We start from the raw sequence: 14149 nt of genomic DNA, 5'->3' as shown, positions 1-14149 counted from the left end.
CGTTCGTCCTATCGCGGCTCGCCGGCGCCGTGTGCGGCGACGCTCGCATGGCGGCCGAGCGCATCGATTCCGAGCGTGCCGTGCGGCGAGGGCTGCATCGTGCCGGCGTTCGGGCCGTCGGCCGGCGCGGCGAGTCCACCGCCCAGCGCACCCATCAGCGACGCGTAGGCGGCAAGTCGCGCGGCGTGCACCTGGGCCACGCTCTGCTGCGCGCCGAGCCATTGCGTTTCGCTGACGACGACGTTGACGTAGTCGCTCAGCCCGCGCTTGAAGCCGACTTGGGCGAGCCGATAGCTGCGCTCGGCAAAGCTGGCCGAGCGCTCGGCGTCGCCTTGCTGCGCGGCGAGCGAGTGCAACTGCACGATCTGATCGGCGATTTGCTTGAGCGCGGCGACGACCGTCGCGTTGTAATGCTCGACGGCCTCGTCGTAGCCCGCGTCCGCCGCGCCGAGCCGGCTGCGCAGCGCGCCGCCTTCGAAGATCGGCAGCGAGAGCGCCGGCCCGGCGGTCCAACTGCCGTTGGCCGCGTGCAGAAACTGAAACAGCGGGCCCCCGGCCGCGAAGCCGCCCAGCGATGCCATCAGATTGATATTGGGGTAGAAGGCCGCATGGGCGACATCGATGCCGCGTGCGGCGCCCGCCACGGCCCAGCGCGCGGCGACGACGTCGGGGCGGTGGCCGATCAATTCGGCAGGCAGCGCCGAGGGCAGGGCGACGCTCGCGTCGAGCGACAGCGCGGGTCGCGTCAAGGCAGCGCCCGCGCCGGGGCCTTGCCCGGTCAATGCCGCGAGCTGGTTGCGGTCGAGTTCGATCGCTTCGTTCAGCGCCTCGATCCGACGCTCGTACTCGGGCAACGGGGCCTGCGCTTGGCTCACCTCGAGTTGCGTGCCGACCCCGCCCGCAAGACGCCGCTGCGCCAGCGCCACGAGTTCTCGCTGGCGTGCGAGCGTATCGGTGGCGATGTCGCGTAGCGCGTATTGTTTCGAAAAGTCGACGTAAGCGCGCACGAGATTGACCTCGAGCTCGAGCTGTGCGGCGCGCGCATTCGCTGCACGTTCATGCGCGGCATCGAGCGCTCGTTCGTGTGCGTGCGCATCGCCGCCCCATAGATCGAGATGGTAGGAAAATCCGAGCGTGCCGGTGTTGTTCCAGGTGGTTTGATCGGCGAGTTCGCCGGGCCCGTAATAAAGGGGATTGTCGGCCCAGTGCTCGCGTGTGATCGACAGGTTGCCCTCGACGTGCGGCGCGAGCGCCGCGGCAGCCACGCCCGCGAGCGATTGCGCTTCGCGCACGCGCGCATCGGCGGCCGCGAGTGTCGGATTGCCGGCGACGGCGGCGGATACGAGCGAGTCGAGCTGCGTGTCGCCATAGGTGCGCCACCAGTCGGCATCGGGCCAGCGAGCACTGCGAGCAGCCGCGCGCACGGCGGCGCCGGTATCGAGCGCCGCCGCATCGAGCGCCGTTTGTTGCGGCGCAATGCCGCCCGTGCTCGCGCATCCGGACATTATTATCGACAGTGCAAGAAATGCGGATGCGACACGCACTTTGCCGCTCGGCAAGCGCACGATTTTCTCCCTTGGCGACGTTATTGAACGCAATCGATTATATTTTTCAGCCTATTGTCGAATAAGCCGTAAGGATGCAATGGATTCTTACGGTTTTTGAGCTAATCGATGTTGCGGAACATGTAACAATCGCGACGCAGGAACACATGGGGGTGGGTATGGATACGCTTCAAAACATGCGCGTTTTCGTGCGCGTCGTCGAATCGGGCAGCTTCACCGCGGCAGCGCAGCACTTGAATACGACGACCGCCTATGCCTCGCGCGCCGTCTCCGATCTCGAAGCGCATTTGCACACGCGCCTGCTCAATCGTACGACGCGGCGCATCGCGCTGACCGAAGCGGGCGAGCGTTATCTACAGCGCTGCCAGCAGATTCTCGCGTACGTCGAGGAAGCCGAGGCCGAGGCGAGCGACGCGCACGCGCGGCCGTCGGGCAAGCTGCGCGTGCATGCGATGGCCAGCTTCGGTGCGCACTACATCGTGCCCGCGGTCGGCCGGTATCAGCGGCGCTACCCCGACGTATCCGTCGACATGACGCTCGCCCAGCGAATTCCGGACTTGCTCGACGAAGGCTACGACGTGTCGGTCGTGGTCGGCTACGATCTGCCCGATTCGGGCTTGATCTCCCAGCGGCTCGGCAGCGTGTTCAGCATCGCGTGCGCGTCCCCGTCATACCTCGAGCGCCGCGGCGTGCCGCGTACGCCGGCCGATCTGGCCAATCACACGTGTCTGCGCATCGTCACCCCGGCATCGGTCTTCGACAAATGGAATTTCGACGGCCCCACCGGTACCGAGACCTACACCGTCGCGGCGCCGACGTTCCAAGTGAACGGCGCGGACTCGATGGCCGTCGCCGTGCGCGAAGGGATGGGCATCGCCGTCTTGCCGACCTACGCGGCGATGCGCTGGCTCGAAAGCGGCGAATTGGTCTGGATATTGCCCGAGTACACGTCGATGCCGTTGAACGTCTACGCGCTGTACCCGTCGCGGCAATATCTCGACGCGAAAATCCGCACGTGGGTTGATTTTCTGCGCGACGAATTGCCGGCGACGCTCGCCGCCGAGCAGGCCGCGCTGCGGAAATTCGCGCGCACATAGCCGCCGCGCCGCGCGCGACTCATGCGGGAGCCGCGCAGGCCGACGCGTCGAACCGACTTTTCCCGCCGCCGAGGCGTTCGTTCAGTGCTTCGTGTGACGCCAGTCGAGCATGTGATGCTCGGCCAGCCAGTGATGAATCATGCCTTCGCCGTTGTGCTCGCGCTTGTAGGACCGCGATTCGAATATCGTCAGCGCCAGCAGCACCAGCAGTCCGGCGGCTAGCCCGGTCAGGCCGGCGATCGATTCAGCGTCCATGGCAGCCTCCTTTCGCGATAGGGGTCGCGTAGCTACATACTAGAACACGCTGCGCGAAATGGAGCATGCGGGCGTGTGCGGGGCTGCCGCCGGCGTGCACTGGCTAGGAGCGCTCTTGCACGCATACCCACGGCGAGACGACGACGGCCCACAGTTCGGGATCGCGCGCGGCGAAGTCGGCGGCGGTCTTAGCTTGCATGCGTTCGACAAGCCCCGACGACAACCATTGCGCGACCTGCGCCGTGTCGTCCTCGGCGACGGCGGCGGCCACGGTCACGAGATCGAGGTCACGCGCGACGCGCAGCAGCATGCCGCGCGCGAAAAAGCGTTCGAGCTCGGGCCATGCGATCTTCGCGGTCTCGGCGAGCAGCTTCAGGTAAAGCGGACTGTGGCCGGTATCGGCGGCGGGGCGCTCGGAGGAGGTCATGTCATTGACGGCGGTTATGCTAGAGGGGCGTTACTATAAACCACGATTTCATCCCTTCCCCTCACGAGGTACGCATGTCCGGCGCTTTTGCTGTTTCGAAATACGACCCGTTCGCCCGCTTGCTTCACTGGCTCATCGTGCTGCTGCTCACCGCTCAGTACGTCGTCGCATGGACGATGCCGGGCATTCATCGCGGCACGCAGCCGGTCGGACTCATCGTCGTGCACCTCGATCTGGGCGCTTTCATCCTCGGCATCATGATCGTTCGCCTGCTGTGGCGCTTCGTGCGCACGGGGCCCGATGCGGTCGAGGGTACGCCGTTCACGCGGGGCGTGGCTTCCCTTACGCATGGCTTGCTCTATCTGCTGCTGATCGTACAGCCGGCGATGGGGTGGGCCAATGCGTCTTCGCGCGGCTGGCAGGTGACGCTGTTCGGCGTGAACCTGCCGTCGCTCCTGCCGAAGGGCGCGGCGATCGGGCATACGCTCGGCGACGCCCACCGGCTGCTCGCCTGGGTCATGCTCGCGCTGATCGGCCTACACGTGCTCGCCGCGCTCTACCATCACTTTGTGCTGCGCGATCGCGTCCTGCGCCGGATGGCGTAGCGCCGCGCGCGCAGTGCCGTCGGCCAACTCGTCAGCCGAGCGTGCGCAGGTCGCGCCGCACGATCTTGCCCGTCGCCGTCATCGGCAAGCTCTCGACGAATGCGATCGCACGCGGGTACTCATGGGCGGCCAGACGCGTGCGCACATGCTGCTGGATCTCTTGGACGAGCGCATCGCTGGGCGCGAAGCCCGGGTTCAGGACGATGAACGCTTTCACGATCTCGGTGCGCGCGGCATCGGGCACGCCGACGACGGCGGCCATGCGCACGGCCGGGTGCCCCAGCAGACAGTCCTCGATCGGTCCGGGGCCGATGCGGTAGCCCGCGCTCGTGATGACGTCGTCGTTGCGCCCGACGAAGCGGATGAAGCCGTCCGCATCCATGACGCCGACGTCGCCCGTCACGAGATACTCGCCCGCGAACTTCTCCCGCGTGGCTTCGTCGTTGCGCCAATAGCCGAGGAACATGACGGGATCGGGCGCATGGATGCCGATGTTGCCCTCGGTGCCGACCGGCAGCACTTGCCCGGCATCGTCGACGATCTCGACGCGATGGCCCGGCACGGCCTTGCCGATCGAACCGATGCGCGGCTCGAACAGCGCGCCGCACGAACTGACGACGACGTTGCATTCGGTCTGGCCGTAGAACTCGTTGAGCGTGACGCCAAGTGACGCGCGGCCCCATTCGATGAGTTCCTCGCCGAGCGATTCGCCGCCGCTCGAGACGGCGACCAGCGATAGCGCGTAACGTTCGCGCGGGCGCTCGACGGTGCGCAGCATCTTGAGCGCGGTCGGCGGCAGGAACGCGTGCGTGACCTGGTGGCGCGCCATCAGATCGAACGCGGCGTCGGCATCGAACTTTTCGAACCGGCGGGCGAGCACGGGCACGCCGTGATGCCACGCAGGCAGGAGCACGTCGAGCAGGCCGCCGATCCAAGCCCAGTCCGCCGGCGTCCACATGAGCCGCGCGTTGTCGGGGAAGAACGCCAGCGGCATCTCGACGCCCGGCAGATGCCCGAGCAGCACACGATGCGCGTGCAGCGCGCCCTTCGGCTTGCCCGTGGTGCCGGACGTGTAGATGATGACGGCCGGGTCGTCGGCACGCGTGTCGATGGGTTCGAGCACGCGTCCTTCATGCTCGAGCGACGACCAAAACGGCAACACGCCGGCCGCCTCGAGCGCTTGCGTATCGCCGTCGATGCAATAGATCGTCTTCAGTTCCGGCAGCGCGCCGCGAATCTGCTCGATCTTTTGCAGCCCGGCCGTATCGGTGACGAGCGCGACGGCGCCGCTGTTGGAGAGGCGGTACTGCAATGCCTCCACGCCGAACAGCGCGAACAACGGCACGGCGATCGCGCCGAGCTTGTAGGCGGCCAGATGGGCGAGCGCCGTCTCGGGCGCTTGCGGCAAGAAGATACCGACGCGTTCCCCGCGGGCCACGCCGTGCCGCGCAAAGCTGTGCGCAAGCTGATTGGACAGCGCCTTGAGTTCGTCGAAGCTGTAGCGCAGCACGGTGCCGTCGCGCCGTTCGTAGACGAGGGCCGGACGGTTGCTGCCGTCGGCCCACTTGTCGCAGACATCGACGCCGATGTTGTAGCGTTCGGGGATGCGCCACGCAAAACCGTCGGCGAGCGTTTCGTAGCTGTTGGTTCGGGTAAGCATGCTGCGTCTCCTCCAATCCTCTTATCTTCGGTCGGCTTCGATTAATTCGTCGATAAAAAAATCGACAAAAATACAGAACAATTGCCGTTCGGCCGATTAAGTCAGGCGATTGCCGATTAATCGAGCGGCAATCGGCGATTGCAGATGTTGTCGGTCGCACCTTGCCTGTGGCGCGTCACACGGACGCCACGGGTTTTCACTGACGGCATGGCACCCAATTTGCGGCGACACGCCGTATTTCTATGACATTATCTCGGTACTATGTGCCAACTACCGCTTTTTCCTCAATAAATCGATTGTAGATATATTGCAGAATCGTTAAATTTGTAATTGGCGCACGGCGAACCGGTCCTTTGCCTCACTGCGCCGAACCCCCGTTGGCCCGGCCTCGAGTCGGGCCTCTTTTTTTGTCCGACGCCCGCCCTGTAGCCTGCACTTTAACGCGGCGGCAGGTAGCGTGAAGGATCGATCGAGCGCCCGCCGTAGCGCAGCTCGAAGTGCAGGGCGACGCGATCGTTGTCGGTGTCGCCCATTTCCGCGATCTGCTGACCTTGGGCGACGTGCTCGCCTTCTTTCACGAGCAGCTTCCGATTGTGCGCGTAGGCCGTGAGGAAATCGGCGTCGTGCTTGACGATCAGCAGGTTGCCGTAGCCGCGCAAGCCGTTGCCTGCGTAGACGACGGTGCCTGGCGCCGCCGCGACGACGGGTGTGCCGGCCGTATTGGCGATGTCGATGCCCTTGAAGTCGACGCCGTCGAAACCGTGCACGACCTTGCCGGCGGCCGGCCAGACGAGCGAGATGCCGTTGACGGGCGCCGCCGCCTCGGGGGCCGCGCGCGCTACGGCGGCGTTGCCCGCCGGCGCTTGCGCGGTGCCGGCGTTCGAGCGGATGGGCGCGCCTGCCGTTGTGCTGGCGCCCGGAGGGACGACGCGCAGTAACTGACCGACTTCGATCGAATTGGGATTCGTCAGGTTGTTCCACCGGACGATGCTTTGAACCGATTCGCGGTGGCCGCGCGCGATCTTGGTGATCGTGTCGCCGCGCTCGACCCGATAGTATCCGGGCGCGACGGGTGCCGAACCGCATGCGGCAAGCGCCGCCGCCAGCGGCACGCACGCGAGCCGCATCATCGTTTTCCGCAACATTGAACCTCGCTTGACAGCTTCGAAACGCGCCGCTGCGCCCGTGTGCGGCGCGGCGGACAAAACGTCCGATTGTAGCGAAGCCATGCGGGCAGAGGGGCGGTAGGCCGACGAATCAGACGGGCGGCAGCGCGCTGTCAGCCGAACTTGGCAGTATGTGGCCGAGGTCCGCCCAGATCCGCTTAGGTCCGCTTAGGTCCGCGGTCGGCCTGGGTCAGCCGAGTTCGGACACGCGGATACGTAGCGACGCCGTCTCGGTGCGGCCCGGCTCGAGCCAGCGCAGGCCGAGCCCGTTGTGGATCGCATCGGGCAGGCCGAGCCAGGGCTCGACGCAATAGAAGTCGGACGTGTCGGCTTCGGTCCAGGTCGTCACCGCATACCAGGGCGCCGAATCGGGGCGGTCCAGGTCGATGTCGATGCGTCGGCGCAGCGACGGGCATTCGAGCCGCACCGGCTGCGCAGGCGCGCCGCGCAGGCAGTGGAAGCGGTCGTGGATGAGCGGGTCGTCGAGCGTGTAGCGCGGCGCGCCCGGTTCGGGCGCGCTGATCGATCCGTCCGCGAGTTGGCGGCGGCGCTCCGTCGGCGGCAGCGCGAGCGTCGTCTCGCCGCGCAGCGTGTGCGGCAAGGCGAAATAGAAGTGATGTCCCGCATAGTAGGGCAGCGGCGCATCGCCCAGATTCGAGGTGGTCAGCGTCACGTCGAGCGTGTGGGCGTCGGCCAGCCGGTAAGCGGCCTGAAAGCGGAAGGCGAACGGATATTGTTCGCGCGTGGCCGCGGTATCGGTCAGCGTCATGCGTACGCCTTGCGCATCGGCGTCCAACTCGTGCGAGAACGGCAGATCGCGCGCGAAGCCGTGCATCGGCAGCACGCGCACGGCGCCTTGCTCGTCGCGCCACTCGCCGATGCGGCCGTCCACGCGGTGCCGGCCGAGAAACGGGAACAGCAATGGGTTGCCGCCGCGTAGGCGAGCCACGTTGCTCCAGTCGGGGTGCTCGGGCCAATAGATGACGGTTTCGTCGCCGATGCGCCAACTGAGCAGCCGCGCACCGAATTGCGGGGCGAGCTGGAGGTGCGACGCGCCATGCGCGATGTCGACGAGAGCCTGCTGCGGGGAGTCGGTCATGATGGGACGATGCTCGAGGATGAAGTTGAGAGTAGGGCGGCCGATGCTCGGGACGATGTCCGAAGTATCCGCGCCGTCGCGGCGGGCGACATGCGATTGTGCCTCGGGTTCGCCTCGGGAAAAACCCTGCTGGGGAAATTGCCCGGTTCCGAGGCCGCCACGGTCACCCCATAATGGCCTCGCCTGCGGATATTTCGTCTTTTTGTGCCGTGCCCGTGCCTGTAGCGTGGCATCGTTCGGCCGCTTCTGTCCGCGCCCGTTTCAACTGCAAACCGTTCCGGAGCCAGCATGGATCTCGCCATGGCAATGGGCCTTGCGCTGTTCGGCATCTTCGCCGGCAGCACGGTCTTCTTCTTTTACCGCCTCCCGCGCTGATCGGCGTACCGATGGCGCTCGATGCAAGCGGCGCTACGCGCCGTAGACCGCATCGCGCACGTCGGTCGTGAACGGTCCGCGCATGCCTTCGAAGGCGCCATTCGTCAGTGCGACGACGGTCAGTTCGGCCGTCGGATCGACGAACCACGCGTGTCCGTACACGCCGCCCCACTGGATCGTCCCCGCGCTTTGCGCGCCGCCTGCCAGCGCTGCGTCGTCGAGCACGGCCCAACCGTAGCCGAAACCCCAGCCGGGACCCAGCGTTTGCGCCTGTCCGCCGACGTGAGCACGCGTCATTCGCGCGACCGTCGCGCGCGCGACGATCGGTGCGCCGCCGGTCCGAATCGCTTCGAAGAGCGTCAAGATGTCGGGGGCGCTGCCGATCATGCCGGCGCCGCCCGAAGCGAATGCCTGGGCCGAGAACGCGCGCGCCGGCGAGAACTTCACGCAGTGTCCGATCTCCGGCGGCAGTTGCGCGGTGGTGTCGCCGTTCATGCGCTCGGGCTGCGGCATGGCGTCGACGTACGGGACGACGAGCGGTGTGCCGGGCGGCACGTGAAACGCCGTGCCGCGCATGCCGAGCGGCCCCGTGACGAGCGCTTCGATGGCGTCGGGCAGCGACTGTCCGGTTGCGTGTTCGATCACGGCGCCGAGTACGTCGTAGGCGACCGAGTATCGATGCGCACTCCCCGGCGTGAACCCCAGCGGCGCTTGCGCGATGCGGCGCAGGTTCTCGTCGAGGTCGAAATCGACGAGATCGAGCCCGTCCGAAATGCCGAGCCGGTGGTAGAGACCGTCGGGTGCGTCGGGGGCCGTTTGAAAGCCGTAGCCGAGTCCGGCCGTATGCGTCAGCAAATGGTGAAGCGTGATGCGTGCCGGCGAGCCGTCCTCCAGGCGGGGCGCGAAGGCCGGCAGCCATCGCGTGACCGCGTCGTCGAGCGAGAGCACGCCGCGCTCGGCGAGCGCGAGCGTCGCGAGCGCAACGATGGGTTTCGTCACCGACGAAAGCCGGAAGCGGCTATCGATTTGCATCGCCACGCCGGCCTCGCGATCGGCAAGGCCCGCCGCGCGCGCATAAACGAGCTCGCCGCGGTGAGCGACGAGCACCACGCCGCCCACGATGCGGTGCTCGCCGAGCGCACGGTCGATCGCATGGTCGAGCCGCGCAACCATGGCGCGGCGATCGAAGGCGGGTGCGCGGTCGACGTGAGCGGCAGTAGGGCGGATGGGGGTGAAGACGGATGACATGGCTGGGCCTCGGAGCGTCGTTGAATGCGGTCAATGTAACGAATCGTCCGCATAAGAAAAAGTCTGCTATGGTTCATGAACCATGAAGAAAAACTTAACGACGAAGCCCGAGCCGCTCGGCGGGCTGAGCGCATTTCGCGCGGTTGCCGAAGCCGGCAGCTTTCGCAGTGCCTCGGACGTGCTCGGCATCAGTGCGTCTGCCGTTTCGCAGAGCGTGCACGCACTCGAGGCGCGGCTCGGCGTTGCGCTGTTCAATCGAACGAGCCGCACCGTGTCGCTCAGCGAAGCGGGGCGCTTTTTGCTCGAACACGTGGACCCCTCGCTCGCGCGTATCGAAGCGGCCATGCAGCGGTTACGCGAGGGCGACGGCGAACCCTCAGGACTCCTAAGGATCAATTTGTCCCGACTCGCGAATACGCTGTTCGTGAAACCGCGCCTCGGCGAATTCCTCGAGCGCTATCCGCGCGTCGACCTCGATCTGTACACCGACGACACGTTGGCCGACATCGTGGGAGGTGGCTTCGACGCGGGCATTCGGCCCGGCCATCACCTCGCACAAGACATGATCGCGCTGCCGCTCGATCGTGGGCAACGGCGCGCGGTGGTGGCGACGCCGTCATACCTTAAGCGGCACGGGGTGCCGCACACGCTCGCCGATCTCGCACAGCACGATTGCATTCGATTTCGGCTACCGGGCACGGGACGCCTATATCCGTGGCAATTCACCGAGCGCGGCAAGGCGTTGCAAATCGACGTGACGGGCCGGCTCGTTTTTGTCGACGACGACCTATGCCGTGACGCGGTGCGAGCGGGGTTCGGGCTGGCGCAGCAATTCGAGGCGGCCATTGCCGAGGATCTGGCCGCGCGCCGGCTCGTCCCGGTGTTGGAAACGCACGCCGCGCCGCTCATCGGTTTCTACATCTATTTCCCCAAACGCGACTACTTGCCGCTCAAGCTGCGCGCGTTCATCGATTTCCTGCGCGAACCGCTCATCGCCTCCACGGGCGACGGGCGGGTGCGCGCGAAGACGGCGAAGACGGCCAGCACGCACGCCCGCACGCCCGCACGCACCCGATAGACGCGCACGCGCGCCCGCATCGATCGGCACGTGTGCGCATTACGACAGAAACATGCGATAAGCGCGGTTGTCCGTTTCCTCGCGGTGCGGATAGCCGAGCGACGAGAGAAAGCGGTCGAACGCATCGTGCTCCTTGGGCGGCGCTTGCATGCCGACGAGAATCGAACTGTAATCGGCGCCTTGGTTGCGATAGTGAAAGAGGCTGATGTTCCAGTTCGGCGCCATTGCCAATAGGAACTTCATCAGTGCGCCGGGGCGCTCGGGAAATGCGAAGCGAAACAGCCGCTCGTGCTGCGCGAGCGGCGTGCGGCCACCCACCATATAGCGCACGTGCTGCTTGGCGAGTTCGTCGCCGGTCAGGTCGACCGTGGCGAATCCACCCGCTTCGAACGCATTCGCGAGTTGTGCCGACTCGCCGCGATGCGCGATTTGCACGCCGACGAACAGGTGCGCACGGTCGGCATCGGCGATGCGGTAGTTGAACTCGGTGACGCTGCGCTCGCCGACGAGCGCGCAAAAGCGCTTGAAGCTGCCGTGCCGCTCGGGCAGCGTGACCGCGAACAGCGCTTCGCGTGCTTCGCCGACGTCGGCGCGTTCGGCGACGAAACGCATCCGATCGAAATTCATGTTGGCGCCCGAGGTGACGGCGATGAGCGTCTCGCCGGCAATGCCCGTACGAGCGGCATAGCGCTTGGCGCCGGCGACGGCCAGGGCGCCGGCCGGCTCGAGCAGGCTGCGCGTGTCCTGAAAGACGTCCTTGATCGCCGCGCAGAGCGCATCGGTATCGACGGTGATCACTTCATCGACATAAGCGTTGCACAGGCGAAACGTTTCCTCGCCGACGAGCTTGACGGCTGTGCCGTCCGAGAACAGTCCCACTTCGTCGAGTTCGACGCGAGTGCCGGCCGCAAGCGATTGCGCCATCGCGCACGAGTCTTCGGTTTGCACGCCGACGATGCGGATCTCCGGCCGCACGGCCTTCGCATAGGTGGCGATGCCCGCCGCGAGGCTGCCGCCGCCGATCGGCACGCAGATCGCGTGGATCGGCCCTTGATGTTGCCGTAGGATTTCCATCGCGACGGTGCCTTGGCCCGCGATCACGTAGGGATCGTCGAACGCGGGGATAAACGTGAGATCGTGCCGGTGCTGCAGGTGCCGCGCGTGCGCGTAGGCTTCGCTGTACGACTCGCCCACGAGCACGACTTCGACGGTGGGGCCGCCGTGGGCGCGCACGGCGTCGACTTTCACGCGCGGGGCCGTTTGCGGGACCACGATGACGGCGCGCACGCCGAGCTTGGCCGCGGCGAGGGCGACCCCTTGCGCGTGATTGCCGGCCGAAGCCGTGACGACGCCGCGCGCGAGCGCCTCGGGCGAGAGATGCGCCATTTTGTTGTAGGCGCCGCGCAGCTTGAACGAGAAGACGCTTTGCTGATCCTCGCGCTTGAAGTAGACATCGTTGCGCAGCCGGGCCGATAGCTGCGGCGCGCGCTGCAAATCGGTTTGCCGCGCGACGTCGTACACGCGCGCGGTCAAGATCTTTTGAAGGTAGTCGGCTTGGTCGTCTCGGTGCTGGGTGTCGTCCGCGGTGTCGTCCGTCATGAGCGGGGCGAGCGACGTTTGCATAAAGGCTCCGTGTAAAGCGGTGCATTGCAAGAGAGCCCAGAAGGCGGAAACAAAAAACCCGCCTATTGGGCGGGTTTTCGTGTTTGCTGCCGATGCGCGCTAACCCACCATTCTTGGAATGGTGCGAATAATAGCGGCGATGTGCGATTGGCGGCAGTTCATGCGGCTAAGGATCGCGTATTGGCACGCGGATGTCAATCGCGGATGCATCGCAGATGCAAGCCGCAGATGCAAGCCGCAGATGCAAGCCGCAGATGCAAGCCGCGGACATCAATCGCCGCGCGCGGCGAGCTTTTCGCTTTCGAGGATGACCTCTCGCTCTCGCTGCGTGGCATCGTCGCGGCCCGCGATGAGCGGGTAGATCACGCCGGCGAGGACGGCGCCCACGATCGGTGCCGCCCAAAAGAGCCACAATTGATCGATCGCCGTTTGGCCGGCGAAGAGCGCGGGGCCCGTCGAGCGGGCGGGATTGACCGACGTGTTCGTGACCGGAATCGACACGAGATGGATCAACGTGAGGCACAGGCCGATGGCGATCGGCGCGAAGCCGGCCGGTGCGCGTTTGTCGGTGGCGCCCAAGATGACGAACACGAAGAATGCCGTCATGACCGCTTCGCAAATGAATGCCGCTTGCGCCGAATAACCGCCGGGCGAGAATGGGCCGAACCCGTTCGCCGCGAACCGGCTCGTCGCGGGATCGAACCCAGCCTTGCCGGCGAGGATGAGCGACAAGATGAAGACAGCGGCGATGGCGCCGATCACTTGTGCAACGACGTAGGGCGCGATGTGTCGTGCCGGGAATCGGCCCGCAACGGTCAGCCCGATCGTGACGGCCGGATTCATATGTCCGCCCGAGATGGGACCGATGGCGTAGATCATCGTCAAGACGGTGAGGCCGAACGCGAGCGCCACGCCGAGCAAGCCGATGCCGAGGCTGCTGCCGTCGGGTGCGTGGAAATTGGCCGCGACGAGCGCGCTGCCGCAACCGCCGAAGACGAGCCAGAACGTGCCCACGAACTCGGCGCCGTAGCTTCGAATCGATATCTTCATAGTTAGGACTCCGAATGAAATGGCGAGAGTGGCGCAAGCGGAGCGTTTCGGCTCGCTTGGCCCGCTTCGGCGCGCTTCGCCTGGAAAACGATGGGAGCATCTTATGGGCCGATGCGCAATCCAGATCAAAACTATTGTGAAGAGAGCGTAGTGCATGAAGCGGCTAACGGTAGTGACCGGAGATCATTTCCCACGCGCCGATTCTTTGAATTTGAGACTGAGAGAGAAAACGGGTGAAGAGCGGATTTCCGTCAACAAGGGATCGCTCGAGCAGCACACGGCCTATCTCGAAGCGCAATGCGCCGACGCGCACGTGCATCCGCTGATCGGCTGCTTCGACGATCGGCCGTTTGCGTACTTCGAAATCTACTGGGCGAAAGAGGACCGCATTGCACCGTTTTACGACGCGCACGATTTCGATCGCGGGCTGCATCTGCTTGTCGGCGAGTGCGGTGCGCACAGCACCGGCAAGCTGAACGCTTGGTTCAATGCGGTCTTGCACGACATGTTCATCGACGATCCGCGCACGCAACGCATCGTTGGCGAGCCGCGCATCGACAATGCACGCAACATCGCCTACATGCATCGGCTCGGGCGCTACACGTTGAAGGAGTTCGATTTTCCGCGCAAGCGGGCGGCGCTCATCGTGCTCGAACCACGGCCCGTGAAAGCACGAGGGCATGGCTCGCTCCTCGTAGACGATGAATAGACGAACGGCATGGCGCAATCTTTGTGCCGCGAACGCTAAGAAATACCCTCGGGTGCATCCGGGGAGCTTTTAAACGTTTAAGTATCGCCACCCGCTATCGCTTTCATATCGATAAAGCGGATAGAACGACCTTTATATTTTTGAATCGAATATTGCTATACGATTCGTAAAAAAATTAAATCGCACGGTAGT

General features: G+C 65.4%; 12 protein-coding genes and 1 pseudogene. 4 read left to right on the top strand and 9 right to left on the bottom strand.

Annotated elements, in window-relative coordinates:
* Positions 1-8 precede the first annotated feature (8 nt).
* The gene (locus tag J3485_RS11830; protein WP_309477012.1) at positions 9-1565 is read right to left on the bottom strand and encodes an efflux transporter outer membrane subunit; all 1557 of its coding nucleotides are present in this window, start codon (positions 1563-1565) and stop codon (positions 9-11) included.
* Positions 1566-1723: 158 nt separating this feature from the next.
* On the opposite strand from J3485_RS11830, the gene J3485_RS11825 reads away from it, so the two are divergent.
* A complete protein-coding gene (locus J3485_RS11825) occupies positions 1724-2662 on the top strand; it encodes a LysR family transcriptional regulator (protein ID WP_206952643.1) in 939 nt (312 codons plus the stop codon).
* Positions 2663-2743: 81 nt separating this feature from the next.
* Here J3485_RS11825 and J3485_RS11820 read toward each other — a convergent pair whose 3' ends face one another.
* Both J3485_RS11820 and J3485_RS11815 read right to left on the bottom strand, forming a co-directional pair.
* Positions 2744-2917 (bottom strand): hypothetical protein, encoded by a 174-nt coding sequence (locus J3485_RS11820; RefSeq protein WP_206952642.1) that lies wholly within the window; start codon positions 2915-2917, stop codon positions 2744-2746.
* Between the two features lie 103 nt (positions 2918-3020).
* Positions 3021-3344, bottom strand: coding sequence for a DUF2288 domain-containing protein (locus J3485_RS11815; protein WP_206952641.1), 324 nt, complete (start codon positions 3342-3344; stop codon positions 3021-3023).
* 74 nt (positions 3345-3418) lie between these two features.
* On the opposite strand from J3485_RS11815, the gene J3485_RS11810 reads away from it, so the two are divergent.
* The gene (locus tag J3485_RS11810; RefSeq protein WP_206952640.1) at positions 3419-3949 is read left to right on the top strand and encodes a cytochrome b; all 531 of its coding nucleotides are present in this window, start codon (positions 3419-3421) and stop codon (positions 3947-3949) included.
* Positions 3950-3980: 31 nt separating this feature from the next.
* Here J3485_RS11810 and J3485_RS11805 read toward each other — a convergent pair whose 3' ends face one another.
* The 4 genes from J3485_RS11805 to J3485_RS11790 form a co-directional block, all read right to left on the bottom strand.
* On the bottom strand, positions 3981-5609 hold the full coding sequence (locus tag J3485_RS11805; protein ID WP_206952639.1) for an acyl-CoA synthetase: 1629 nt from the start codon (positions 5607-5609) through the stop codon (positions 3981-3983).
* Positions 5610-6046: 437 nt separating this feature from the next.
* Positions 6047-6754, bottom strand: coding sequence for a peptidoglycan DD-metalloendopeptidase family protein (locus J3485_RS11800; RefSeq protein WP_206952638.1), 708 nt, complete (start codon positions 6752-6754; stop codon positions 6047-6049).
* 211 nt (positions 6755-6965) lie between these two features.
* On the bottom strand, positions 6966-7874 hold the full coding sequence (locus J3485_RS11795) for an aldose epimerase family protein (RefSeq protein ID WP_206952637.1): 909 nt from the start codon (positions 7872-7874) through the stop codon (positions 6966-6968).
* Positions 7875-8282: 408 nt separating this feature from the next.
* Positions 8283-9497 carry a serine hydrolase domain-containing protein gene (locus J3485_RS11790; protein ID WP_206952636.1) on the bottom strand — a complete coding sequence of 405 codons (1215 nt, stop codon included), beginning with the start codon at positions 9495-9497 and terminating at the stop codon, positions 8283-8285.
* 82 nt (positions 9498-9579) lie between these two features.
* Here J3485_RS11790 and J3485_RS11785 point away from each other — a divergent pair, with 82 nt between their 5' ends.
* Positions 9580-10575 (top strand): LysR family transcriptional regulator, encoded by a 996-nt coding sequence (locus tag J3485_RS11785; protein ID WP_206952635.1) that lies wholly within the window; start codon positions 9580-9582, stop codon positions 10573-10575.
* Between the two features lie 39 nt (positions 10576-10614).
* Here the strand turns inward: J3485_RS11785 and ilvA are convergent, their stop codons facing one another.
* Complete coding sequence (gene ilvA, locus J3485_RS11780; protein ID WP_206955771.1) at positions 10615-12174, bottom strand: threonine ammonia-lyase, biosynthetic; 1560 nt, start codon at positions 12172-12174, stop codon at positions 10615-10617.
* A gap of 294 nt (positions 12175-12468) precedes the next feature.
* Positions 12469-13248 carry an aquaporin Z gene (aqpZ, locus tag J3485_RS11775; protein WP_206952634.1) on the bottom strand — a complete coding sequence of 260 codons (780 nt, stop codon included), beginning with the start codon at positions 13246-13248 and terminating at the stop codon, positions 12469-12471.
* Positions 13249-13504: 256 nt separating this feature from the next.
* Between aqpZ and J3485_RS11770 the strand changes: the two are divergent.
* Positions 13505-13957: pseudogene (locus J3485_RS11770) on the top strand (GNAT family N-acetyltransferase); the annotation flags it as partial.
* Positions 13958-14149: the final 192 nt, after the last annotated feature.

The sequence above is a fragment of the Trinickia acidisoli genome (assembly GCF_017315725.1).
GTDB classification, from domain to species: Bacteria; Pseudomonadota; Gammaproteobacteria; order Burkholderiales; family Burkholderiaceae; genus Trinickia; species Trinickia acidisoli.
Note: the sequence above shows the minus strand (reverse complement) of the source record. Positions and strands in the feature narration are given on the sequence as shown.